Source organism: Vibrio sp. SCSIO 43097 (genome assembly GCF_023650755.1).
Taxonomy (GTDB): domain Bacteria; phylum Pseudomonadota; class Gammaproteobacteria; order Enterobacterales; family Vibrionaceae; genus Vibrio; species Vibrio alginolyticus.
In genome coordinates this window covers 796,754-822,392 of record NZ_CP071841.1, presented here as the reverse complement: position 1 = coordinate 822,392, position 25,639 = coordinate 796,754, and the positions used below count along the sequence as shown (strand labels likewise).

The window sequence follows — 25,639 nt, the reverse complement described above, 5'->3', positions numbered from 1 at the left end:
AAGGTTTAAGCTTTCACAAGAGTCGCTGCGTTACGCATCGCTTCTTTCGTTGAACACTCAACAACGTTTGCTTTTGCAAAGCGGTGAGCGTCTTTTACTTGGATATCGTGAGCTAGAATAACCAGCTTCGCGTTTGCTACATCTAGGTCAGTGATGCGGTTCTGGATACCGTTTTGACCTTGAGTTTCTACTTTGATTTTCAGACCTGCTGCTGCACCTGCTTTCTCTAGTGCTTTCGCTGCCATGAATGTGTGTGCTACGCCAGATGGGCAACATGTTACTGCTACGATGTCGTACTCGCCTTCGCCTGCTGCTGGAGCCGCTTGAGCTTGTGCAGGTGCTGCTTCAACGATCTCGTCTTCTGCTTCTTCTTCAGCAACTGGTTTCCAGAAGCCAACGATAACTGCTGTTGTTAGTGAGCCTAGTGCGATACCCACAACGTACATTGGGATGTTGCTTGATACAGGAGCTGTGATTAGACCGCCCCATGGTGCGTGTAGCAGTACGTCTGTTAGGAAGCCGAACACACAGCCAACGATACCACCAGCAACGATTGAAGGAAGAACGCGTACAGGGTCGTTTGCTGCGAATGGGATAGCACCTTCAGAGATACCGATAGAACCCATGATTGCTGCTGCTTTACCTGCTTCTTGCTCTTGCTTAGTGAACTTCTTCTTGAATAGGAATGTTGCTAGTGCCATACCTAGAGGAGGCGTACAGATTGCGATACCAACACCACCCATTAGCCATGGTTGAGTATCAACTTGAGTTTGAGCGAATAGCGTTGCTACTTTGTTGATTGGACCGCCCATATCGAATGCAGTCATACCACCAAGAATCGTACCTAGAACCACTTTAGAAGCGCCAGCCATAGAAGCTAGGAATTCGTTCATAGACGCCATGAAGATCTTGATTGGCTCGCCGATACCCCATAGAACGATACCTGCAGAGATAAGCGTACCTAGTAGAGGGTAGATGAAGTAAGCGCCCAACGCAGTCATGTTAGCAGAAAGAGGGATCTTCTTAAGTTGGAATACCACACCACCTGCGATGAAACCCGCTACGATACAACCAAGGAAGCCGCCGCCCATGTCAGCCATGATGCCAGAAGAGATCATCGCTGGTGCTAGTGCTGGTTTGTCTGCAATTGAGTAACCAATGAAGCCACCAAGAATAATTGGGAACAGCACCAGACCTTTAATACCGATATTAGAAATATCAGCCAATAAACCGTCCGCAGGAACCGCACCTTTACCTGATGCCATTACCGCTAGCGCCAGTAGTACACCACCCGCAACGATAAATGGAAGCATGTGAGAAGTACCGAATAAAAGGTGACCTTTCATGGTACTTAGGATTTTTTTGAAATCGCTATTATTACTAGCTTGAGCTGTGATTGTACTCATAATTTCACGCCTTATGAATTAATTAAAATATTTAGTATTTGGTTTTCGTCTTTTACGTTATGAATATCTTCAATAAACTCTTCGCTAAATTTACCGAATAATTCTTGAAGAACATAAATATGGTGGTCGGCACCGTTATCTGGTGAGGCAATCATGAAGAATACGGTCGGTTTGACTCCCTCTTCGTCGCCATACTCGATGCCTTCGCGCTTTACGCCAACAGCGATTGCAGGCTCTGTAACCGCTTTGCTTTTTGCGTGTGGGTAAGCGATGCCGTCCATTGAAGTTACGCTTAATGCTTCGCGCGCTTCGATGTCGGTTAAAAAAGCCTCTTTGCTGCTGATTCGATTATTTTCGAATAGCATTTGCGCTAGCTCTTCAAAGACTTCTTTTTTATTATTTGCTTGAAGGTTGCCTTTAATTAAATTGACGTTTGTTAGTTCTGTAATCATTTTTTGACTCATTGGTACTGAAGTAATGAGGCAAATTTAATTAATGTTACGGTTTTCTGAAATAGTAAAAAAAAACCAATAACTATATTTTTGTATCACACAAGCTTAAGTGTGATTTAGCTCTCCAATATATCAATATAAAACTAGGATGAATGAATATCAAAAGCCAATAACGGCGGTTATTGGCTGAACTATAAAATGTAACAGTATGAAGGAAGCTTAATTAGCGTTCACTAACTGTGAGCGCGCGCAACACGACCTTCACAATCCAAAGTGACCTGTTTTGCGTAAGCCGGAATGAAAACTGATTGTCCTTTTTCAACCACGCATGTTTCACCGTTTGCGTGAGTTAGCACAAGTTTGGTATCCAGAGGCATAAGGATCTCAGCGGTTTGAACTTCTAGAGTACGCTGGTGAGCTTGTTTAACGATGGCGAATTTGAAATCGTCCACAGGAATTGGGTATTCCAACATATCGTCGATTTCAGTCGGTGCAAGCAATAGGCTGTCGAATGGCTTCTCATTGAAGCGTGTACATGCAACAAGCTCTTTCACGTCCATGTATTTTGGTGTCAGACCTGCGCGCAGTACGTTGTCTGAGTTTGCCATGATCTCAAGACCTGTACCTTTTAAGTAAGCGTGTGGCGTTTCTGCATCCAAGAACATAGCATCACCCGGTTGTAGGGTAATCACATTAAGCATCAGTGGTGCAAACAAACCAATATCGCCAGGGTATTGCTTCTCTAGCTCAAGAATAAGGTTGAACAGAGGTAAGTCGGTGATGCGAGCTTGAGCCAATAGCACCGTCAACGCCATCTCTTTCTGTTCGCCCTCTAGTGACAGTAGACCCGAGAAGAAGGTCGCCAAGCCCGTTGGCGTTTGGTTTGCGATTAGATCATCTACCAAACCTTGTAGCTCAGGAATCGCCAGCTCAGAGAAGAAGCTGATGATTTCACTTGTTGGGCGGAATCCATTCATCGCTTGGTATTCGGTTAGCGCGTAAACCAATTCTGGTTTGTGGTTTGGATCTTTGTAGTTACGGTTTGCAGCGGTTAGGGGAATGCCTTGTTTTTCTTCCAGTGCAAAACCTAGTTCTGCTTGTTGCTTGTTTGGGTGCACCTGAATCGACAGCGCTTTCTCAGCGGCAAGCACTTTAAACAGGTATGGAAGTTCACCAAAACGGTTTGCGACTTCTTCACTCAGAAAAGCATTCATGTCTTGAGCAATCAGTGAAGAGAGTTTGGTCTCCTTGCCGTTCACCATCACCACTGAGCAACCGTTTGGATGCGCGCCCATCCATACTTCTGCTTGTGGTTCGCCCGTTGGGTTTTCAATGCCAAACAGTTGGTTAACAGAAGTAGTACTGCCCCAAGCGTAGTTTTGAATCACGTTGTTCATCAGGAAAAACGTCGGATGCGCAGCTTGAGTTTGAATCGTTTGTGTATCGGACATCGTTAAATCAGACATAGAGTGTCACCATGAGAGAAAATCATGGCTTGGGCGACATTGCCCAAGCCATAGGAGCCATTTGGGGGTAGGGGTGATTAAGCGGCTGCTTGCATCATTTTTGCTTTACGTACTTTCTTCAACGTTACACACGTTACTGCGGTAACCGTTGCGCCAGCTGCCATACAAATCAGAGCAAGGACTGGGTGGTTCATCGCGCCAAGTAGAGCGACAACTGGACCGCCGTGAGCAACGCTGTTGGTGATGCCGAATGAGAACGCCATTACTGCCGCCACCATTGAGCCAAGTACGTTTGCAGGAATCACTGACATTGGATCTTGCGCTGCGAACGGAATAGCACCCTCAGAGATACCAACCAGACCCATTGCACCTGCTGCTTTACCTGCTTCGGTTTCTGATTCTTCGAACAGGTCGAACTTACGACCAAGCGCCGTTGCCAGTGCCATGCCTAGAGGAGCAACAGGGATTGCACACGCCATCGCACCCATAAATTGAGTTTGACCGCTCGCAATCATGCCCACAGAGAATAGGAATGCGACCTTGTTGAATGGACCACCCATATCGAAGCCAGCCATACCACCAAGTACGATACCCAGTAGAACGACGTTACCTGTACTCATGCTAGTTAGTAGCGCAGTCAGACCGTCCATTAGGCTTGCGATTGGCGCGCCGATAACGAAGATGAATAGACCTGCGATGAATAGCGAACCTGTGATTGGTGCGATCATGATTGGCACCAAAGGTTGGATGAATTTGTGGTAGTTAATCGACGTAATCCACTTCACGAAGTAACCCACAAGCAGACCTGCGATGATGGCACCGATAAAGCCTGTACCAGCGTCTGCGCCGTAGAAAGAACCGTTGTTTGCAATCCAACCACCGATCAAGCCAGGAGCTAGAGCTGGGCGGTCAGCAATCGCGTAAGCAATGTAACCGGCAAGGATTGGGATCATCAGCGTAAAGGCAACCACACCTACGTTGAGGATTTGGTTCCACATGCTGCCTTCAGGAATTGCCATGCCCGCTTCACTTGGTTGACCACCGACTGCAAGAGCAAGTGCAATCAACAGACCACCTGTTACAACGAATGGGATCATGTGTGATACGCCGTTCATCAAGTAGCGGTACAGATCAGAGCGAGCCTGAGAGGCTTTGTTTGCAACAGACGCTTGTGCATTGCTGCTTGCTTCTGCTTGGTATTCTGGAGCGCTTAACGCTTCGTTAATCAGACCTTGAGCATCGCGGATAGGGGCTTTTACGTTAGTTTTAACCACGCGTTTGCCCGCAAAGCGGTTTATGTCGACTTTTTTGTCACACGCTACGATGATTGCGTCTGCACGTTCGATTTCTTCTGCGGTTGGGCTGTTTTTCACACCGATTGAACCGTTCGTTTCAACCTTGATTTCGTAACCCATCGCCGCTGCACCTTTCTCTAGCGCTTCTGCCGCTAGGTAAGTGTGCGCTACGCCCGCAGGACAACCAGTAACACCAATGATGAAGCCTTGGTTTGCTGGTGCGTCTGTCACTGCTTGAGGCTCTTCTTTAGCAAGTAGAAGTGCCAGTGCGTCTTGGCTGTTTGCTGCACCTAAAAACGCATCGATGAAACCATCTTCAATCAGTTTTGAAGACAGTTCTGCAAGTACTTCGATGTGGTGGTTATCGCCACCGTCTGGAGAAGCGATCATGAAGAACAGCTTTGAAGGTAAACCGTCTTCCGCGCCGTACTCGATACCTGATTTGCTTACGCCGATCACAACCGCTGGTTCAATGACTGCTGCACTTTTTGCGTGTGGGATAGCAACGCCATCCTCAAATCCGGTATTACCTAATTCTTCACGTGCTTTTATATCTGTTAGAAATTGCTCTTGGTCTGAAATACGACCTTGGGCGTGTAGAACTGCAACCAGTTCTTTAAATACGTCTTCTTTTGAAGACGCTTTAAGATCAAGCTTAATTAAGTATTCATTTATTAGTTTGGTGATCATTATCGAACCCCTATAAATATAATTTTTATTTCAGAGGTATTTTTAAATTACTGAGAAAAAGACTGTAGTGAATAAAAAATGCATTTACTGGAGGATTGTAACCGACTAACTATAGTGTGATTTAGATCGTTCACTGGACAAATCTAGCTGCATATCTGTGACATGATGGATAAGAAGCTAAACGATAAGTGAAATGTGGCTTTGCTCCCATTTAAAAAGGGATTGAGTGTTTTTGATAGAGTTTTTGTTACTGGAAAATTGATGCGTTAACTGGGTTTTTGTAACATTAAAATGGAAGTGTGATTTTGCTCAATAGCACAAAAATCCAGTCCGGTGTATATCTATAGTAAATAGCATCATTGATGCATATATAGAGTGTGAGACAATGATTTTTCATGATTTAATTTCAGCGGTATTAAATGAAAGAGAGCCATTTCATAATATTTGGTTTGCAGGAGATTTTCATACGCCGCCTGAATTTAGCTATCAAGTTAATTTCCCTCGCCTAGAGTTAGTTCTGGATGGGGAATATATTAATGAAATGGAAAGTCATGATCGAAAAGTAACGCACATCGTTGCTAAAAAAGGCGACGCGATATTTATTCCACCTAACTGTTGGAATAAACCAGACTGGGATACCGATTGCTCAGTGTTAAGTATTTTGTTTGGGCGTCGACAACTTGGGTTAAGTTTGGTGAGCAAACGCAAAGGTGAGGCAAACTTTTACGATATTCAAAAGCATAGCATCCAAACACGCTCAGGATTTGCGATAGATAACATCTTAGAAGCGTTGAGCTCACTGGCTCGTGAGAATACTAAAAAACCAATGGATGAGCTTTTACTGCAAGCATTACTGCAATACGCGAAGACGATGTTGGATGCACCAGTCGAGCAGCAGTCACATAGCCGTGTGCAAGATCTCTATCAAGGGATTTGTATCTACATTCAAGAGAACTTCCATCGCCCAATCACACGTGACAGCATTGCGTTGAGATTCAGTATTTCCTCGAACCATTTGTCGCGCTTGTTCCGTCAGCAGGGGCACATGACCTTGGCAGACTACATTACTTGGGTACGCGTGGATCGTGCGAAGTTTATGCTCAAAAAATACAACTTCAAACTCAATGACGTGTCAGTGCGCTGTGGATTTAAAGACGTGAACTATTTCTGCCGAGTATTTAAGAACCGTACAGGCAGAACGCCGACGGAATATCGTGGTTCGATTTAAGCCTTCAGTCAGAGTGCGTAAATTATAGAGAAGTTTAGGCGAGCAGCCTCGACATGGCGTACATCAGCAGCGCTTGTAAGTCGACGCTGCTTTTTGTTAGTAGTAGGCGTTCCGCTATTTGATCGGTAAGCAGATTTCGTGTGAGGTTAGTAGCCGCAATGATCTGATCTCGGGTCGGCCTTTCTGGCATCACCAGTGCTATAGTCAGATGAACATCACCCATCTTTGAAGCCCAATCCATCGACTTTTCATTTGCAATAACGGCAATGGAAATGTGGTCAACACCTGAAAACATCACATGCGGTAGAGCGATCCCCGGAGTCACGCAAGTTGATGAACGTTCTTCGCGTTTAATAAAAGCAAGAATCAGTTCGTCGGGATGAATGGGGTGGATCAGCTGAGCTAATCCTTTAAGACATTCAAACTTGGTGAGCTCGGTATGCGCTTTGGCGTAGTGCCATTTGATTTCACAAGGTGGGCAAATTTGCGGTAAACGCTCGGCCAGTTGGCTAGAAAACTCATAGTTGATATGAGATCCCACCACCGTAAAGTGTTCAGCAATCATGTCTTTGATGACGAAGCAGGCCAGCTCTGCGTCAATGCCAATCGCTGTGATTTGACACAAATCACCTTGTTGTAGACCTGCTTGCAAAATCGCCACGGACTTGGTGAGTTCCGCAACACGATTTTGCGTTACATTAATGATATGTAAGGTACTTTTGAACTTCTTTGCCACTCGATTGAGTGGCTGAGCAAGGTGCGCACTGGCATTTGCATTATCGACGAAAAAGGTGATTTGGTATTCGTTCATCTGCAAATTTAGTCGCGGCAGTGGACGAGGAATACTTTGTCGACGTTCAGCAAAACCTCTTCAATGGGGATTTGAATTTTGCGCGTCCCTTCGAATCGGCCTGGTTGTTCTATCTCAATATCCGACACGATCAAAACCCGATCCGCTTGAGCAATATCGTGAGGAGTGAGCTGATTCTCTATCCCCATCGCACCTTGCGTTTCTACTTTAATTTGCACGTTATGTTTTGGCGCAGCTTTCATGAGTGCATCTGCCGCCATATAGGTATGAGCGATGCCTGTAGGGCATGCTGTCACCGCTACGATTTTCATGTTCTATCCATTTTATTTTTTGTGGATATTAACACAGCCACCGCAGATTGAATTGATTTGAGCTGGATTAACGCAAGAGCTCTATCACAGTTTGAATCTCATGTTACATTAATCCAGTTAATGCACTTTTAGTCCTATATATCAAAGGGTAGGCACTGGTTAATCTATGCCCAAATAAAATGAGTAGGAACGCATACGAGCCAGGGGATCCTGTATCTCAAACTCACTTGGGTATATATTCGAGCGTGAATATTGGAAGGTAAAGCAATGGACATCACAAACCTAATTGAGCTGGAAACGATATGTTTAGATCTAAAAGCTCAAACCAAAGATGAAGCGCTCAAAGAGCTGGTCGATATGCTAGAGGCCGCTGGCAAGCTCAACAGTCAAAGCCAGTTCTTGGCAGATATCTGGAAACGAGAAGAGATCGGTAACACAGGATTTGATGATGGTATTGCGATCCCTCATGCCAAAAGTGATGCTGTAGCGCAACCAGCTGTCGCGGTCGGGATCAGCCGTAATGGGATTGATTATGGCGCCGAAGATGGCGAGCTGTCCGATGTGTTTTTCATGCTGGCGTCTCCAGATGGTGATGATCATCATCACATTGAAGTATTGGCACAAATTTCCACCAAACTTATCGAAGACGGCTTTGTTGAAAAGCTCAAGCTGGCTCAATCGCGAGAAGAAGCGCTTGAGATGCTGACTGATATTCAAACCCAATCCAATGAATTTCTCCCGACTTCTTTAGAATTTGCATCAGACCCCCTGAGCCCTTGGGCGCAAAAACTTGGCCGCATTAAAGAGCACCTGCTGTTTGGCACATCCCACATGATCCCGTTTATTGTTGCGGGTGGTGTGTTGTTGTCGTTGTCGGTGATGATCTCTGGACACGGTGGTGTACCACAGGAGGGCATTCTGGCCGATATTGCCCAAATGGGGATTGCTGGCCTGACATTGTTTACTGCCGTTCTTGGCGGTTACATTGCTTATTCCATTGCCGACAAGCCGGGCCTTGCGCCGGGTATGATTGGGTCTTGGATTGCGGTCAGTCATTACAATACGGGTTTTTTAGGTGCAATTGTGGTCGGCTTTTTCGCCGGCTTTGTGGTTTGGTTGCTGAAGAAAATTCAACTGCCGGACAGCATGAGTTCGCTCGGCTCGATCTTTATCTACCCACTGGTTGGTACGTTTGTTACCTGCGGCGCAGTGATGTGGGTGATTGGTGCGCCTATCGCCAGCGCAATGACGACCATGAATGATGTGCTGACGGGGATGGCGGGCTCGGGCAAAGTGATGTTGGGTACCGTACTAGGTGCAATGACCGCGTTTGATATGGGCGGTCCTATCAACAAAGTGGCGACTTTGTTTGCTCAGACACAAGTAAATACTCAACCGTGGCTAATGGGTGGTGTCGGTATTGCGATCTGTACTCCGCCGCTGGGCATGGCGTTAGCGACTTTCCTATCGCCAAGTAAATTTAAACGTGATGAACGTGAAGCTGGTAAAGCAGCGGGCATCATGGGCATAATTGGTATCAGCGAAGGAGCGATTCCGTTTGCGGCGGGCGACCCAGCTCGCGTCCTGCCTGCGATTGTTGCTGGTGGCATTGTTGGTAACGTGATTGGCTTTATGTTCCACGTAATGAACCATGCCCCTTGGGGCGGTTGGATTGTTCTCCCTGTCGTGGATGGAAAAATTGGTTACATCATCGGCACGATTACGGGCTCAGTTACCACTGCATTGATCGTGATTGCACTAAAGAAAACCGTCACCGAAGATGAAAGCTACACTGGTCATTCTCAAGTATATGGTTCCGTTCAAGGCGAAGGTGAGGCAGATGTTTTGGCGGTTACATCTTGTCCATCAGGTGTGGCACATACGTTCTTAGCGGCGAAGTCATTGGAAAAAGCGGCTTGTGCACTCGGCATTAAGATTAAAGTCGAAACTCAAGGGGCGAATGGCGTCATCAATCGAATTACCGAGAAAGACATCGAGAAAGCGAAGTTTGTGATATTTGCTCATGATGTCGCGATCAAAGAACCGGAACGTTTTCGAAAAGTAAAAGTGTTGGATGTCAGTACTAAGGATGCCTTGCTTCATCCAATTGCTTTATTGCAAAACAAGAATGAATAGCTATCTTTTAGTTAGCACTTTCTTCGTTAAATTTACTATATATTTGGTCGACTAAGTCGGTAAACTGGCTCCAATTTGGACTATCGAGCACTACCTCAGAGTAGTACGATCTTGAAACCAGTTTGGCCATGGATGACATCTCTAATCAACCGTGGTTCTCTCACTTTCTGGATTGATGAAGAAGCCATTCGCAAGTGGAAGCAGAATAAGCAAGGTAAACGTGGTAAACCTTTTTAGATCAGCGGCTTAGCCATTATCACTGTGCTTATAGTGAAACGAGTTTTCTCAATACCGTTGAGAACATTGCAAGGGTTTATCGATTCTGTTTTTTTCATTGGCTAACGTCCCTATAGCCTGTCCACATTACAGTTGTATCAGTCGAAGAGCTAAGCAAGTCGAGGTTTTATTTAAACCAAAGACTAGAGGTGTAATATATCATCTAGCCCTCGATGCGGCAGGTCTCAAGGTCTATGGTGAAGGTAAACGGAAGGTCAAGAAGCATGTAACTGGCGGGAAGTGTAGAGTCTGGAGAAAATGGCATTGAGCTATCGATACCAGCACTTACGAAATCGTTGCGGCAGAACTGATTTTATCTAATGTTACCTATGCAGAAGTCCTCCCTTACTTGCTCAAGCAAACAAGTCGTAAAATCATAGCGATATTAGGTGATGGCGCTTATGACACAGGGGATTGTCACGATGTCATACGTATCCAAGTGTAAGTGGAAAAAAACGATACGGCTACCATAAACGCTCACTATCAGAGACAGCAATGTATCGAGTGAAGAAGTTGTTAGTTGAGCGGTTAAGCCTGAGAAACTACAATGTTCAGGTTGATGAAACTTACGCCATGATTAAAGAGTTGAACAAACTTACAGGGTTTGGTATGTCTGAAACTCAGTGTGCAGTATGAGAATTGCTCAACTTCAGGCTGTTTGGTGCTCTGACCGAATTACGAAACAAAGACCCGTTTGGTTCTAAAAGCACTCGTCTGGACTACCGATGTGAAGAATATGAAGAGTTAGCTAAAACAGAATCAAATAAATTTGGCAGAGGAGAGAAAATGAATCGAGATATAGGTTTATAGGTTTCGCCTAGCTATTTAACAAAGTATTTAAGATTGATTCGAAACACGTGGTATTACCAGTTCAAATTGAGTTTAGTGTTTACGGTGCAATGAATTTGTTCTGATCCATTGATACTGAATACTCTCGTAAGGGACTTTTTCCATACTTTTAGTCATTACGCTTGACGTTGGTGCAATGCTATGGAATCACCATATCAGCACGTTAGAAGCCTGGACTTTGATTGGTGGATTCATGCTTTTGATTGGTTGGTCAATCTGGAGCGCACTACGCTCAAAGGGAGACTACTTAGAGCAAGAGACGGGCTACGAACTGTCTAGCCAACGTATGTCACAGAAGTCTTCCATTTTCTGGCTGTTTACAGGGTTAGTGTTACTGATTATCAGCTCGCGCATTTTGGTGTGGGGAGCTGTGGAAATCGCACAACAACTCGGTGTCAGCGATTTATTGATTGGCCTAACTATTGTGGCTTTAGGAACGTCATTACCCGAATTAGCGGCATCTATAGTGGCGGCTCGTAAAGGCGAGCATGATATAGCTGTGGGTAATGTGGTAGGCTCAAATATGTTTAACTCCTTAGCAGTCATCGGTATTGCGGGCACCATTGCACCTATTGCCAATATTGGTGCTGAAGTCTTCTGGCGTGACTGGACATCGATGCTTTTTGTCACGGGATTACTGCGGTTGACCGCCGCTCGTTTTGGCAAATCACAGACGATTTCTCGCAGTGAAGGCGTTGTTCTGTTGGTGTGTTATTTGGGATACAACAGTTCTCTAATCTATGGAGCGCTTTAATACATAAATATTGAACAGTGAACTTATTGAGTCACGCAGTAAGATGGAACACATTACGGTTTTTTATGATACGCGTTAGGCACTCGTTGTGCTGATCTTGCAAAATACGCTCTTGACAATTTTATCTTGGCTTATGTGGTATCCAAGCTCGTCAACCTCGGGATATTCAAAAAGACAGACAAAGTCAGTGGTGGAGATGAAATTATCGCTCGCTGTCTCAAGTGGCTTCTTATGCGGTTTGTTTAGTCGCACTTGTAGATGTTGCCAGTTTGATAGCTTTAGTGGGTGCAGCGGGTTTAGCGATTGGTTTAGCTCTGAAAGGCACCCTGAGCAACACTGCCGCAGGTATCATGATTTTATTTCTGAAGCCGAACAAAAAAGGTGGGTTTGTTGAATTCGGAAGCTGCTCAGGTAGCTTGGTTGATATTGGTTTATTCACTCCCGTGTTTTAGACGGCAGATGGCCTTTACATTTCTAGTTAGAACAGTGTTATTTGGAGCTCAACTGTTTGTAATTTTAGTCATAGCAACAAACGTCGTATGTATATCATGGTTGGTATCTCTTACCAATATTTAGTCGAGGTCGGGTTGAACGTACTTAAAGAACTGGCGTTATCCCAAGCGCATATTCTTAAAGATCCTGAGTCTCAAGTAATTGTTCGCATGCTGGCTGATAGTTAGTTTGGCCTCCAGCTTTGCGTCTGACGTCCAACGGATAAATACTGAGAAACCTATTGGTCGGTGCAGAAGCAAGTGAAGCTAAATATCAATACGGCTGGGTTAGCTATATTCCTTTTCCCGCAGAGAAATCTTTACATGAAGTGGTTGTACAGTAATACTGAAGGTAACTTTCTTACCTATGGTTTTTTAGTAAACTGTCGGGTTCACAAAAATATCAACTTATGGTTCCTTTAAGTGATATCAACAAATGGTTGCTTTTTGAGTAAGCTATTGAAGTGAAAGAAATCGTAGATATCACTTTATGGTTGTTTCGATAGGAGGTTCGAATCATTATGAGCCGTAAGTAGCGCTCTTTTTGTCTCAGTTTTCTTAGCGGCGATGTATTCGTGTATACATGCAACGGTTTTTAGAGATAGGTTGGAATATTAGTCGAAATTTGAAACTGTAAACGCGTTTTTGGGACTAGAATTAAGTATCATGAAGATAATATTTGTCATTATCTTCAAATTCTTGTGAAGAAAGAACCAGTTTGGAAACTAGCTTAATGAGTATATATCAGGTAAGAAACCTCAATCGTTACTTTAAAGTTCTTGAGCATGATCCGTATCAGAGGGCCATAGATGCGGGCGATGATGATCTGTTGAATAGGCTTTTCAATGAGCCAGTAAGAGCAGAGGGCTTGTCTGATGTTTGGGTAGAAGAGAGTGTTCAATTTACGGCTCACTACAAGACATCGGTAAAAACCCCTGACATATCTGTTTGGGGAACGTGTTTAGTGCTGACGCTGCGAGCGGCTGAAGTGCTTAAACCATACATTGAAACAGATGGTGAGTTTTTACCTATAGTGATTGATGGTGAGAAGTTTCAGGTTTTCAATGTCATGAGCTTTGGAGAAGAAGACCAGGAAAATACGAAACACGAATATATTGATGAGCATCCGGTTGGCTTGACGTCGCTTAAGTTCATCGAGTTGAGCGTTGCAGATAAGTATGTTTTTAAGTCGTTGATGCAAGGGTGTAACTTGCTGTATTGCGATGATAAGCTAAAGAACTTGTGTAATGAACATGACCTGCGTGGTGTCGAATTCGATCTCGATCTACTAGATGTGTTCGACTACTAGTATACTAGTAAGCCGTTTCATTTTTATTGTCTCGTAGTTACCAATTGATTTTTTCTGTGACTACTTAGTAATACTAGTTATGAGTTTCTTTTATGTAATAACGTTTATTGTTGAATTTCTGAGTTTGAAACGTGATGTCACAAAGTATCAATTCATGGGTATGTAAATAAAGATTAGAATCATTAAGAGCCGCATGTAGCGGCTCTTTTTGATCATGAAATTGGTTAGTGGCGACAGACTACGAAGCGCTCAGAGGGTTACGAGGACTCGCTTCAGATAAATGAAGAAAGAGCGAATCGAAGTGGCTGTTGTTACCTATTTGACTGCTCATACCGTTGCCATTCCGCTGTTAACTCTGCTTTTTCTTTTCTCGCTGCAATCAGCATTTCTATATTTACGTCAGTGTTTGGGTGCCTTTGAATGTATCGCTCGTAATCAACCGGAACACCATTGATGTGCAGTTCAAGATGTAAATGCGGCCCTGTTGTTCTTCCTGTGTTACCCGTTTTCCCTATCACTTGTCCTCGGCTGATCTTCTCACCAACATGGACGTTGCGCTGAGATAAGTGTAGGTAGCGTGATACAGAGCCATTTGTGTGGCGGATATTAATGTAGTTGCCGGCAAAACGGTTGTAGCGGGACTTTAAAACGATGCCATCGGCAATACTACGAATCGGTGTACCTACAGGTGTGGCATAATCAGTGCCTAAGTGCGGAGTCGTTATATTGGTCACTGGATGTGTTCGCTTTAAGTCATAGTCAGAGCTCACTCTGTAGTTTTTATCAAAGGGTGAAGAAAACATGAACTGATTATTTATCGACACACCATGCTCATCAAATACGTTACCGTGACCATCATTGATAATAAATAAATCAGTTTTACTGCCTAAATAGTAAAAAGAACTAATGTAAGTTTCATTTTTACTATTTAATTTAGTTCTTAAGATAAAGTTATCACCTCTTTTAATAGAGTCAATAATATTAAACTTGCTTTTGATAAGTGCTAATAGCAAGTTGATCTCTTTTTGATTCACTCCTGATTTTAATAATGAAGCGACAAAAGAGTATTCAACAACACCGATAGTGATTTTTTGCCTACGAGTATTCTTATTAATTGGTGGCTGCACATTCTCACTTTCGAATTCTAAAGGCTTGATGGTAGGTAGCCTATCCACAGGAGTGAGGAAGTAGTGAGAAAGCGATACGCTAATCAATATGATTAACGCAGTAGTGATAAGGGCTACGGTAGGAGCTTGCACACTCCTTTTTATTATTAAAATAGTCATTAGTTTTGTTGATTTATCAATACTGACAGTTGTGCGTAGAGTATAATATTTTAAATAAAAACTAGCATTAAAGCATGAGTAATTCCTCTGTTTTAACTAAGTTAATGATTATAGGATGTGAAAATAATTTTAATAATTCAGTCAAAGTGACGGTTGGCTTGGTGTTTATGCCTATTTTGTTGGTGTTAATGTCACGTTGAGAAAATATTTTTCAATAATATAATCTCGGGAAAATATATTTTGCCAAATTACTATGTTCGCTAAAAATACGCTGAAATTAACATTAGGTCTTACGCTTACATCTCTTTTATTGAGTGCATGTGGTGGTGGTGATGGAGGAGACAACACACCGCCAGCTAGAAGCAAAGGAAGCATTTCCGGTATGGTGTTTGACGCCCCAGTCAATGGCGCCAAGATTGAGGTTTTCGAGTTCAAAAATGGAAACTTAGGTCGGAAGTTGGCTAACACAACGTCTGATGCCTTCGGAAACTATCTGCTAGAGTTTGAATCTTCGTCAATGCCTCTTTTTGTTGTTGCAAAAGAGGGGAGTTATACCGATCCGTTTACAAATGAAACGGTATCTGTGAGTAATGCGAAGACACTTAAATTTGAAGGTGTTGTGAACTTTAAAGAGGGGAGTGAGCAAAAGTTAATGCTTACTCCGCTGTCGAACTTGGCAGCAGGCTTGGCAAAGTACAAAATTTCCCAGGGGGCCACAGATGAGAGTTCCTTTTCAACTGCTTTGGATAGTATCAATAGCATGTATGGTTTTGACGTAAATGAGACCAAACCTATTGATATTACCAAAGGTGGGCAAAGCAGTTTTGCTAGTACTGGGCATCAATACGGCGCTTTATTAACAGCATACTCGTCTTACTCTTACGATCTTATAAAAAAATACGGCAACAGCGATAACGTCTACACTTCAATGCATTTCGCTGACATCCAATATCGGGATGTTATTGCAGATGGTGTTCTTGATGGTCTTGAAGTGAGCCAGACTTCAGGAGCAGTGACTCCCCTCAGCTTTGGACAGAAAAAGATAAACAGCGACGTTTACACACGTGACTTATCTCAGCACGTTTTGATCGTGGTAAACGACCCAAGTATCAATATTTCAGGTACTGATGCTGCCGACTATGTCGACTTTAGTAAGAAGCTTAATGACTTAGGTACATATGGCAGTACAGATGGCGTCATTCCACCGCGAGATGGGACGGAGATTGATACCACAGCGCCTATCGTGACACGCATTGACCGTGATGTACTTGCAGGCACCGATAAAGTTGACCTAAAAATTGTTGATGATATCGGTGTAGAAGACGTATCCGCCTTTATTCAGTATCAGATTAATGGCTCTTGGTCTGGTGAATTTCAATGTAACGACATACAAGATTTTGGAAGCACATTCTGTTCGGTTGAATTTGATGATTTTGAAGTTGGCCTTCGAGAGACCAACGTAAAAGTTAACATTAATACCAAAGAGATCGATAGTGTGGATATGAACCCTGCCACAGGGCTCTCAAACGTAACAGCAGCACGGTTAGTCTTGTATACAGCGGATGTACTGGGTAATGAGTTAATTCCAGGCAGCCATTCGGGTCTTCATATCAACTTTGAATGGGATAACGATGCGCCTGTTATCGATATTACATCGGCGAGTGCAATTAATAACCAACTTAAAGAATACGTTCTGAAAGGCGTTGTAAAAGAAAGCTCGCAAGAGATTAGTTCGGTCAGTATTTCATTTAAAGATGGCTTACATGAGGGCGTCACATGTTCTCCTGTCACTGTAGAGTCTGGAAATGCTTGTGAGTTTAGTAAGGCTTACCCAACTGATGAATTCCTATCTACGACGGTCTTTGAGGTTCGAGCGAGGGATAGCAAAGGCAATACGGGCTCTGCGCAGCATGCAGTAAGTCGTGACGATCAAGCGCCAGCACAGACGATAACCTATCCTGAAGGTACGTCAATGACGTACGTAAATGTGGGTTTAGATGGTGAACGAACCACTTACGATGGTATCTACTCTCAAGATACGTACACCCCAGACAATGTTCAAGCAAGCCGCGATTTCCTGAAGATTGATTATGCGTACGCAAGTTTAGGGATTCAGAGCTCATTAAAAGGGATAGATTTTAGTAACTTCAACGCTAATTTATTGAAAGAGAATAAAATCCCTTATGTTCGTGTGAAAGTTTCAGACGTAAATACCGATACGGTTTTAGGCTCTAACGCTAATAAGGTTAAGCTTGTCGTCAAGTACTACGTAAGCCAAAACAACGATAATAATTACTCACTTCAGCAAGTTATTGATACAACCGCATCAGATGACGATTACATCGCAAAAATTCCGCACGAAACACTGTTAGATAGCAATGGGCGAGTAGAGGATGTCATTTATTACATTCCTTTTGTAAGAGATATTTTGGGTGACAGCTTTAAATCGGTATCAGAAAACAGTAGTCAAAAGTTAGTCATTCAAACCATCGATGAGTCTGATAACGAAAGCACTCCAAGAGAAGTATATTTTAGAAGTAGCTTTGACCTACCAACCATAAAAGTGGTGACACCATTTATTGGTGCGCGAGCTCAACTTGAAGGGTTGAGCCCAAGTGGTGAATTCACTTCACTTGCAAGTTGTACCACTATCCAGCAACTGGAAAGTGACCAGTCCATGGCTCTTGACGTAGCGAGTTGTGAAACCACAACTGACGTAGTGAATTATGATTTCATGCGTGTTCGTTTAATTGGTATCGAAGGCAGTGAGCCATACTATTACCAATGGAAAAGAGATCCAGGGACCAAGAAAGTAACGGTTGACTTAAACAAGGCCAATATTGGTGTGTATTTTAAGCTCAAAGGTTCTCAAACTTACTATATTACTGAACTATCGACATATCAGACTGGTTTGTTTGATTTCCAGTGGGATCAAGTGACAGCGGGAGAGAAAACTTCAGAACGTGCGATTCAAATTCTTGATGAGGTGCGCTACGCGTTATCAGGTACGAATAACAACTCATTCTTTGGGTTTGACCCAACGGTTGTGTCTTATGCAACCAATGAAATGCTTACGACTAAAGCGATTCCAGACAAGCCATCAAATGACTATCTACACCGATTCCTTGTTGAAGCAATTGATAGTATTGCCGAGAGAATGCCAAGAAATAACTCATTAGATTTTGCATCTGCTATTTACGATGATTTTAGCTACGATGGAAAAGCAAATGGTGTAGGGGCAGGAGGAAGTCAAGTTACGCTCGATTCTTACACGTTTGGCGCTGAAACTTATCGAAAAGATCTGGCGCAATCCTATTATGAAATCATGGCGAGCAAATACGGTATTGAGACCAATATCGCGCAGCTCTATGCTGATGATATTTCGATGGCTAATCCTGACTTAAATGGTAAGAACATTTTTGATACAGAGGGTAGCAGTATCGATACCTTGCCTCCGCAGCCAAAATTAACCATTGAAAGCGGTAGAGAGACGATGGTTGGTAATAGGCTTTATATCGCTGGCGAGGTTGTTTCTAAAATTGTCCTAGACGATCCTTCTGGTATTGTAGGAACCGACGCTCACGGCCCGAAGTTTAACACGATGTGGTATCAAGCCAATGAGCCAAATATTGAAATACCACTGGACATCAACATCGTAGAAAACTCAGACAGCAGCAATACTTATCGAAAAGAGTACTTCTTCACCCTTAACTCCCAGTCTAGTGAACTAAAAGATATTATAGAGTTTGCCGTGGAGACCAGTGCTATGGACCCACATGGCAATGCGTATGGTTACAATGGTAAATCTCCGTTTATAGAATCGGTGTTTATTGATAACGACTTCCCTAAGGCCAGTTACCTTCCACCCAATGATGTCGATGGTAAACCTGTAGAAAACGGTATTTATTTAAATGCGAACAATACTCATGAATTAACCTTCAAGGTTGAGGATATTGTTGGTGATAAGCTTGCCTCGAGGGGCCTTGTTTTCTACCAGCAAACCGGTGAAAAAGTAACATACACACCAGAAAACTTTGCAAGTAACTCGAAAGACGCGTTTAAAGTCAAACTATGTACGGGCGAGATTTGTTCAAATCAAGGCTCTACGATTTATCCTGGTGATGGAGATTGGTTAGTTGTTGCAGCAGCAGAGGACAACTTAGGTAACTCCGTTTCAGAGTTAACTAGCACCGCTCCGAGATTCAATATTCGTATCGACTCTGAAGCCCCTATTGTAAAAAGTGAGCAGGTTCAAAGCCGTTTAGGTGGTAATAACCAATGGGCACCTGTCATTGATTGGGGGACGTTAAGCTCTGGCAATAACGTAAAAATAGATTTGCGCCGCGGATCTGGTCAGGCTCTGACATTAGAAAGCTGTGACCCTCTAACAGAGGCGTGTGACGTACCATACCTAGTTGGTGAACAGCCTGACGTCAAAGTCCAACTGGTTTCAAAAGCATTTGATTACGATGAATGGAATGAATTTTACGTCACTGCGACGGACAACGCTTACCCTGCCAATGTTAGTACAACAGGGAAATTTACCTTCCAAGTCGATAACAAAGGCCCTGAAATCATCCTAAATACGCCTTGGGTTGAAGACACATTGTCTAAAGAGAACTATGTCATAGGGCGTGAGTTCAATGTGCGATTTAAATCCGTAATAGACGATTCAGACCTTGAGCAAGTCTCGCTGTATCAAAGTGGTAAAGATTCGCCAATTAAGACAATTGTGCCAACGGATTCATCTAAAGAGTTTGTCATGTCTCTTATCAAGAGTGACACAGATAAAATAGACATTTCTGAAGATGAAAAAACAACGTCATTGTATGTAAAAGCAACCGATATTTATGGTTTTGAGTCTAGTTCTAACACGCACAAGGTTATTCTTGATCGTGATGGACCAACATTAGGATTAAGTGGTTTCAATGCGAATGACTACTACTTAGGTAACTATGTCTTTGACCTAACGGCGCTAGACCTAAATGCAAACGGTGATGTTTCAATTAATGGTGTCAATCGAGAAAGCCTAGAGTATTGGACGTTTAGCGATCTGGAACCATTACCTGGCTCTCCCGGTACAAAAATCAATGAGGATCTCAAAGTGAGCCTTGGTGATTTAGGTACGGGTACACACAAGGTTCGTTTAAAAGGGTCTGATGTTCGTGGCAACACAACCTTAACCAGTGATGAGCAAGATTTTACCGTCAAAGTGTACAACTCCATCCCGCAGGTGACGCTGGCGATGAGTTACACGGATGGAACGCCAATTACAAACAACACCATCTATCAAGATGGGAATATCGTACTTACGCTTGATATTGTTGATGATAGTGGCGTTGATCGAATTGACTCAACTTATAGATTCTCTGGAGAGCAAAACGGGACTAACTTTACGTTCTCAGAAACCGCAGATGGCACTTGGACTGCAACGTTGCTTTCTACACAAATTGCCAAAGATGGTAATTATGAACTTGATATCAAAGTTTATAACAAAGTTCGTTACCTTGATGAAAAAGACCGAAAGGTTGGAAAAGTAAACCAAACCTTTAGCGTACAGCGTGAAGGCGTGGTTCTAACAGTTGAAAGCCCGCTGGACTTCCAAAATTACTTATCTGATGGTGTTCTTGATGTCACCTTTACTACATTGAGTGCGGTCAAAGCCAAAACGTTAGAGTGTTGGGTTCGTGAAGAATACAACTCTCTGGATGCGCCACCAACTAATGAGCAACCAACTTCTGGTGTTATCAACGTATCGCAAGAACCTTACAGTTGTAGTGTCAATGTTGGGCAAAACATGACCAAAGCACCTGTTACTTTGATCACTAAAACCTTGGGTACAAATGGGCGTGAAACGATCAACAAGTTCAATTTCTCGATGGTGGATATTGATGCACCGACAGTCGTAGATGGTAACTCATACAGTTTTAAAGGAAGTGATGTTTGGTTTGATGAAGCTTTGAAGAAGAAGATGCTCACATTTGAGCTCTCTTTCAATGATGCTTTATCAGGCGTGAATACCGAAAGTTCAGATGAATATCCAAAGTTGGTTCGTAATCTTGGCAACAAAGCTTATACACCAACGACTTGTGCCAAAGGTGTTGGAAATATCAAGTGTACGTATTCTGAATCCTATGCCGATATTATTGATGGCCTGAGTACAACTCAAGAATACAAAATCAAGAACTTATCTGATTTAGCAGGAAACTTGACGCCAGAGCACGATCTACTGCTTGAATTACCTAAAGGTTCGGTAGTCGTTGAAATTACTGATCCGGTTGGAAACACAACCATTAATGGTCAGCAGCTTGTCGCCAAATTCAGAATTAAGCTGTATGAAAACTCTAGACTAGACAATGTGATGGCCAGGTTTGGAACGGAATCCTACAACTATAAAGATAATCCGGAGAAGTTTGCACAATTAGAGGTGTGTGCAGATGATCCAACCTACAAGTGTTCAACATTTACAAGTGAACTTCCTAGCGATGCGGATGGAAAAACGATCAGGACAACGATTACCGCAACGGATGTGTGGTCGAGAGTCGGTGAAGCGACCGTTGATATTAAAGTTGACAACACACCTCCAAGTGTTGGCGATGAGATTATCGTAACCGAATCGCCAACAAATCCTGATAATGTTCGTTTTCGTTTTGACATAACGGACACTGGTAGCAGCCTGGCAACAGTAAACTACTCGGTTTTAAACCCGAGTTATCAAGAAGAAAGAGTAGAGGATGGGAATGGTTCATCTACGTACTTTGAACTACCGAAATCTCAGTTAGAGGGGCGTGGTTCAATCACAGTAGACATCAAAGCGACAGATAGCGTCGGACTGTATTCTGATATCAGAAAAGTCATTGATATTAGTGTTCCTAAAGTCACGGTTGATTTCGATGGAATTACGAGTTTGCAGGGTGGGAAACTGTTCTTAACCAAGGCAAGCCAGCCGTTTACGGTATCTACGGTGGAAGGAGAAAGAGTGAAAGCTTCACAATATTCTGTGGAGCTTATTCCAAGCCTCGGTGATTCCTTGCGTTACTCAGGTGATGTTATCTCATCTAGTGGTAATGGAATGATGAACTTTGCCGTCGATAACCAAGGGTCATATACCCTTAAGGTGACGGTGACGGACTCAGTTGGAAGAGAGAATACAAGCTTTGAATTACTAGGCAAAAGTTATGATGGAAAGGTTATCGAATCTATTGTTGATTATGACGCTCCAAGTATTTCGGGCTTAAGTGCTAATCAAACCTCTAAGGTGCCGACAAACGATAAGTATCAACTAGAAATTAGTGCATACATTACAGATAAAAATTTAAATCTCGTCACGTCAAAAGCGGTGAGTGGTGGTAGCACAGTAGCTCCTCAAGCGATTACTGAGCCGACAACCGAAGCGGGGCCTTATGTCATAAGCTATTTGTTACCGAAAGGCGATCATACGATCACGGTGGCAGCAACAGACAAGGTGGATAACAAGAGTGAAAGTTCTATTGACGCGCATGTGGAAGCGGCAACCGTTCCCGGGCTAAGTATCTCTACCGCCTCAAGCGCCCCTCTTTTTGGAGGCGAAGAGATTACGCTTGCGTTTAACTTTACAGAAGAAGTTACGAACTTTGATATCTCAGATGTCCATCTTGTCGCTAGTGATAGCGGTGTAACAGGAACGTTAAAACAAGATACTTGGTCGACTTCAGACAATATTACGTGGACGGTTAACTATGTCAGCCCAGAAAAACAAGATAAAAATATCACTATTCAGGTAGAAGACAATAGCTATCAAAGTACCAACACAATTCCTGGAAAAGGAAGCAGCTTAAGTATCGCGGTTGAAGGAACCTTACCAAAACTAACCAATGTGACATTTAACCCCGAGCATCAGAGCGTGGGGCAAAGCGTGAGTGTCTCGCTTGAGTTTGATAAAGAGCTCCAAGAGGCGACCGCTACGCTTGGCGGCAATCGCATTAGTTCTCTGTCAGCAACGGCAGATAAAAAGGTCTGGGTTGGTGATGTACAAGTTCCGAGCACCGCGCTGTTAAGTGTCGACTTGGTTGTTAGTCAGTTTAAAGATTTGACTGGCAACATAGGTGAGGATAACACCGCTCACGAATTGCCAATCACGCCAACCTTAGCTATTAAGCCAGTGGGCAGTGTGGATGAAACGCATGCCGCCACGCTACAATTTGAAGGCACGTCGACACGTTTTGACGGTCAGTCCCTGCGTCTTGAAGTGAAAGCCCAAGGCAGCGCGACGGTACTAAAAAGCGGCAGCGCGACAGTACAAGCCGGTGGCACTTGGATCAGTGACGCAATGGACATGAGTCACCAAACCAATGGTACTTATACTGTGATGGTGACGGGGACGAACTCAGCGGGCATTGAAGTGAGTGAAAGCCAGAGCTTTACACTGGCGCAGTCTCTGCCAACGCTGACTAACGCGACGTTTACGCCTGAGCACCAAGCCATCGGCCAAAGCGTGACGGTGACGCTGGAATTCGATAAAGATCTGCAATCCGCCGCAGCAGAGTTAGGTGGTACGACGATCACTTCATTAGTGGCAACCGCGGACCCAAGTGTTTGGACTGGTGATGTGGTGGTACCAAGCACGTCAGAGCTGAATGTGGCGTTGCTTGTTCGTGACTACCAAGACTTATCAGGAAATACCGGTAGCCAGAACACGGCTTACTCCATGCCGATCACGCCAACTTTAGTTATTACGCCAGTGGGTAATGTGGATGAAACGCAAGCCGCCACGCTACAATTCGAAGGTACGTCGACACGTTTTGACGGTCAGTCCTTGCGTCTTGAAGTGAAAGCTCAAGGCAGCGTGACGGTATTGAAAAGCAGCAGTGCAACAGTACAAGCCGGTGGCACTTGGATCAGTGACGCAATGGACATGAGTCACCAAACCAATGGCACTTATACCGTGATGGTGACGGGGACGAACTCAGCGGGCATTGAAGTGAGTGAAAGCCAGAGCTTTACACTAGCGCAGTCTCTGCCAACGCTGACTAACGTGACGTTTACGCCTGAGCACCAAGCCATCGGCCAAAGCGTGACGGTAACGCTAGAATTCGATAAAGATCTGCAGTCTGCAGCGGCGGAGTTAGGTGGTACAACGATCACTTCATTAATGGCAACCGCGGACCCAAGTGTTTGGACTGGTGATGTGGTGGTACCAAGCACGTCAGAGCTCAATGTGGCGTTACTAGTTCGTGACTACCAAGACTTATCAGGAAACACCGGTAGCCAGAGCACGGCTTACTCCATGCCGATCACGCCGACCTTAGCCATCACGCCAGTGGGCAATGTGGATGAAACGCATGCCGCCACGCTACAATTCGAAGGCACGTCGACACGCTTTGATGGTCAGTCCCTGCGTCTTGAAGTGAAAGGCCAAGGCAGCGCGACGGTACTAAAAAGCAGCAGTGCAACGGTACAAGCTGGTGGCACTTGGATCAGTGACGCAATGGATATGAGTCACCAAACCAATGGCACTTATACCGTGATGGTGACGGGGACGAACTCAGCGGGCATTGAAGTGAGTGAAAGCCAGAGCTTTACACTGGCGCAGTCTCTGCCAACGCTGACTAACGTGACGTTTACGCCTGAGCACCAAGCCATCGGCCAAAGCGTGACGGTAACGCTAGAGTTCGATAAAGATCTGCAGTCCGCCGCGGCGGAGTTAGGTGGTACCACGATCACTTCATTAATGGCAACCGCAGACCCAAGTGTTTGGACTGGTGATGTGGTGATACCAAGTACGTCGGAGCTCAATGTGGCGTTGCTTGTTCGTGACTACCAAGACTTATCAGGGAATACCGGTAGCCAGAGCACGGCTTACTCCATGCCAATTACACCGACAATACACCTAGACGTTATCAACGATGTTACTGGAGTGGAAAGCATGACAGTAAGTGGTAGCAGTGAACGGTTTGAAGATGGTGAGTTCATAGATATTAAAGCAGTCGACGCTGATGGTACAGAAGCCACAGGTATGGCTACCGTGCTTTCAGACTCATGGACGACTGATTTAGATCTTTCAGGACTGAAGGAGGGGGTAGTGACGATTTATGTAAATGGTACCAACAAGCTTTCCGCCTCTGCCGAAGAGGCTCAAGCAACATTTAACTATGATCGTTTCGCAAGTACAGCCTCCTTAGGTGCTGTTTACAACCGATATTTTAGTGAGAACAAAACTTTAAAAAATGCGGCATAAATAAAGCGAGCGTTTAGCTCGCTTTATTTCTTTGGGACTTTTTGTGATATTTATCAAAATAATTGCCTTTATTGATAAGTTACTCGAATTAATGAATCGTCTTAATACAAGGCTGAATAACTATAATAACTAGGCCAATGTTGCTTTTAGGTGTGTATGACGTGATTGTGATGGTCGCTCGGCAGGTGCTGTGGTGAATGTGTCGCGTTGAAAATCTTTTTAAATATTATATATTTACGCTCGTTTCTATACTCTGAGTATAGTGTTCTGCATGAGGTCGATGGGTAATACCTCACCTCTTTAACTCGCGATGAAGCAAATTTAATCCTAGCAAGCTTCAGAGCAGTTACTTTTGTGAGTGCGTAATGCGCTCACCTTTTTATTTAAACTTCCTCAGTAACAGTCAATTTGTTGTTTGTTGCTGAGGAGGGCACCTCATAAACTTCTGAATTTCCTCGTGCTTACCTGAAGCGCACGTTACTACGATTTTTGTTAACTTCAGTCCATAAATTAAATTTTTTTAGATAGTACGATTTTACCATTTTGACAGAGTGCGTGATGTTACTGGCTTTTGTTGTGGTCAAATCGCATGTTTTGATAGCAAAAGTCACCATTTTTTTGGTGTTTTTGATTTCGGGCGATTTTTCTATCTCGTTGAAAATA

13 protein-coding genes and 2 pseudogenes are annotated in these 25,639 nt (G+C 43.8%); 8 read left to right on the top strand and 7 right to left on the bottom strand.

What is annotated here, in order from left to right; genetic code table 11:
• Positions 1-5: 5 nt before the first annotated feature.
• The 4 genes from J4N40_RS19995 to J4N40_RS19980 form a co-directional block, all read right to left on the bottom strand.
• On the bottom strand, positions 6-1,406 hold the full coding sequence (locus tag J4N40_RS19995; protein ID WP_005453038.1) for a PTS fructose transporter subunit IIBC: 1,401 nt from the start codon (positions 1,404-1,406) through the stop codon (positions 6-8).
• A gap of 11 nt (positions 1,407-1,417) precedes the next feature.
• Positions 1,418-1,858, bottom strand: coding sequence for a PTS sugar transporter subunit IIA (locus J4N40_RS19990; protein ID WP_064376240.1), 441 nt, complete (start codon positions 1,856-1,858; stop codon positions 1,418-1,420).
• 233 nt (positions 1,859-2,091) lie between these two features.
• Positions 2,092-3,309: a mannose-6-phosphate isomerase, class I gene (gene manA / locus J4N40_RS19985; protein WP_373924679.1), complete on the bottom strand. Its 1,218-nt coding sequence runs from the start codon at positions 3,307-3,309 to the stop codon at positions 2,092-2,094.
• A gap of 92 nt (positions 3,310-3,401) precedes the next feature.
• A complete protein-coding gene (locus tag J4N40_RS19980; protein ID WP_053349240.1) occupies positions 3,402-5,309 on the bottom strand; it encodes a PTS fructose transporter subunit IIABC in 1,908 nt (635 codons plus the stop codon).
• Positions 5,310-5,694: 385 nt separating this feature from the next.
• On the opposite strand from J4N40_RS19980, the gene J4N40_RS19975 reads away from it, so the two are divergent.
• A complete protein-coding gene (locus J4N40_RS19975; RefSeq protein ID WP_029802624.1) occupies positions 5,695-6,537 on the top strand; it encodes a helix-turn-helix transcriptional regulator in 843 nt (280 codons plus the stop codon).
• 34 nt (positions 6,538-6,571) lie between these two features.
• On the opposite strand, the gene J4N40_RS19970 is transcribed toward J4N40_RS19975, so the two are convergent.
• Positions 6,572-7,348 (bottom strand): PTS sugar transporter subunit IIA, encoded by a 777-nt coding sequence (locus tag J4N40_RS19970; protein ID WP_033906396.1) that lies wholly within the window; start codon positions 7,346-7,348, stop codon positions 6,572-6,574.
• Between the two features lie 8 nt (positions 7,349-7,356).
• Entirely contained in the window at positions 7,357-7,659 is a 303-nt protein-coding gene (locus J4N40_RS19965; protein ID WP_005463048.1) for a PTS fructose transporter subunit IIB, read from the bottom strand.
• Between the two features lie 267 nt (positions 7,660-7,926).
• Here J4N40_RS19965 and J4N40_RS19960 point away from each other — a divergent pair, with 267 nt between their 5' ends.
• The 6 genes and pseudogenes from J4N40_RS19960 to J4N40_RS19940 all read left to right on the top strand — a co-directional run bounded on the left by J4N40_RS19960 (position 7,927) and on the right by J4N40_RS19940 (position 13,474).
• On the top strand, positions 7,927-9,795 hold the full coding sequence (locus tag J4N40_RS19960) for a fructose-specific PTS transporter subunit EIIC (protein WP_033906397.1): 1,869 nt from the start codon (positions 7,927-7,929) through the stop codon (positions 9,793-9,795).
• Between the two features lie 132 nt (positions 9,796-9,927).
• Positions 9,928-10,707, top strand: a pseudogene (locus J4N40_RS19955) (IS5 family transposase).
• A 316-nt stretch (positions 10,708-11,023) separates the two neighbouring features.
• Positions 11,024-11,674 (top strand): annotated as a pseudogene (locus tag J4N40_RS19950) (sodium:calcium antiporter); the annotation flags it as partial.
• Between the two features lie 221 nt (positions 11,675-11,895).
• Positions 11,896-12,126, top strand: coding sequence for a mechanosensitive ion channel domain-containing protein (locus tag J4N40_RS24685; protein ID WP_373924676.1), 231 nt, complete (start codon positions 11,896-11,898; stop codon positions 12,124-12,126).
• An 87-nt stretch (positions 12,127-12,213) separates the two neighbouring features.
• Positions 12,214-12,354: a hypothetical protein gene (locus tag J4N40_RS24680; RefSeq protein WP_372061284.1), complete on the top strand. Its 141-nt coding sequence runs from the start codon at positions 12,214-12,216 to the stop codon at positions 12,352-12,354.
• Positions 12,355-12,898: 544 nt separating this feature from the next.
• Positions 12,899-13,474: a hypothetical protein gene (locus tag J4N40_RS19940; RefSeq protein ID WP_033906398.1), complete on the top strand. Its 576-nt coding sequence runs from the start codon at positions 12,899-12,901 to the stop codon at positions 13,472-13,474.
• A gap of 311 nt (positions 13,475-13,785) precedes the next feature.
• Here J4N40_RS19940 and J4N40_RS19935 read toward each other — a convergent pair whose 3' ends face one another.
• Entirely contained in the window at positions 13,786-14,760 is a 975-nt protein-coding gene (locus J4N40_RS19935; protein ID WP_115386557.1) for a peptidoglycan DD-metalloendopeptidase family protein, read from the bottom strand.
• Between the two features lie 253 nt (positions 14,761-15,013).
• Here J4N40_RS19935 and J4N40_RS19930 point away from each other — a divergent pair, with 253 nt between their 5' ends.
• Positions 15,014-24,976: a tandem large repeat gene (locus J4N40_RS19930; protein WP_250654684.1), complete on the top strand. Its 9,963-nt coding sequence runs from the start codon at positions 15,014-15,016 to the stop codon at positions 24,974-24,976.
• The last annotated feature ends 663 nt before the right edge of the window (positions 24,977-25,639 follow it).

Excerpts from the sequence above, each read along its gene's own strand:
- manA (WP_373924679.1), bottom strand. The coding sequence starts at position 3,309 with ATGTCCGATACACAAACGATTCAAACTCAAGCTGCGCATCCGACGTTT.
- J4N40_RS19940 (WP_033906398.1), top strand. The coding sequence starts at position 12,899 with ATGAGTATATATCAGGTAAGAAACCTCAATCGTTACTTTAAAGTTCTT.
- J4N40_RS19970 (WP_033906396.1), bottom strand. The coding sequence starts at position 7,348 with ATGAACGAATACCAAATCACCTTTTTCGTCGATAATGCAAATGCCAGT.
- J4N40_RS19980 (WP_053349240.1), bottom strand. The coding sequence starts at position 5,309 with ATGATCACCAAACTAATAAATGAATACTTAATTAAGCTTGATCTTAAA.
- J4N40_RS19990 (WP_064376240.1), bottom strand. The coding sequence starts at position 1,858 with ATGATTACAGAACTAACAAACGTCAATTTAATTAAAGGCAACCTTCAA.
- J4N40_RS19975 (WP_029802624.1), top strand. The coding sequence starts at position 5,695 with ATGATTTTTCATGATTTAATTTCAGCGGTATTAAATGAAAGAGAGCCA.
- J4N40_RS19960 (WP_033906397.1), top strand. The coding sequence starts at position 7,927 with ATGGACATCACAAACCTAATTGAGCTGGAAACGATATGTTTAGATCTA.
- J4N40_RS24680 (WP_372061284.1), top strand. The coding sequence starts at position 12,214 with ATGTATATCATGGTTGGTATCTCTTACCAATATTTAGTCGAGGTCGGG.
- J4N40_RS19995 (WP_005453038.1), bottom strand. The coding sequence starts at position 1,406 with ATGAGTACAATCACAGCTCAAGCTAGTAATAATAGCGATTTCAAAAAA.
- J4N40_RS19935 (WP_115386557.1), bottom strand. The coding sequence starts at position 14,760 with ATGACTATTTTAATAATAAAAAGGAGTGTGCAAGCTCCTACCGTAGCC.
- J4N40_RS19965 (WP_005463048.1), bottom strand. The coding sequence starts at position 7,659 with ATGAAAATCGTAGCGGTGACAGCATGCCCTACAGGCATCGCTCATACC.
- J4N40_RS19930 (WP_250654684.1), top strand. The coding sequence starts at position 15,014 with ATGTTCGCTAAAAATACGCTGAAATTAACATTAGGTCTTACGCTTACA.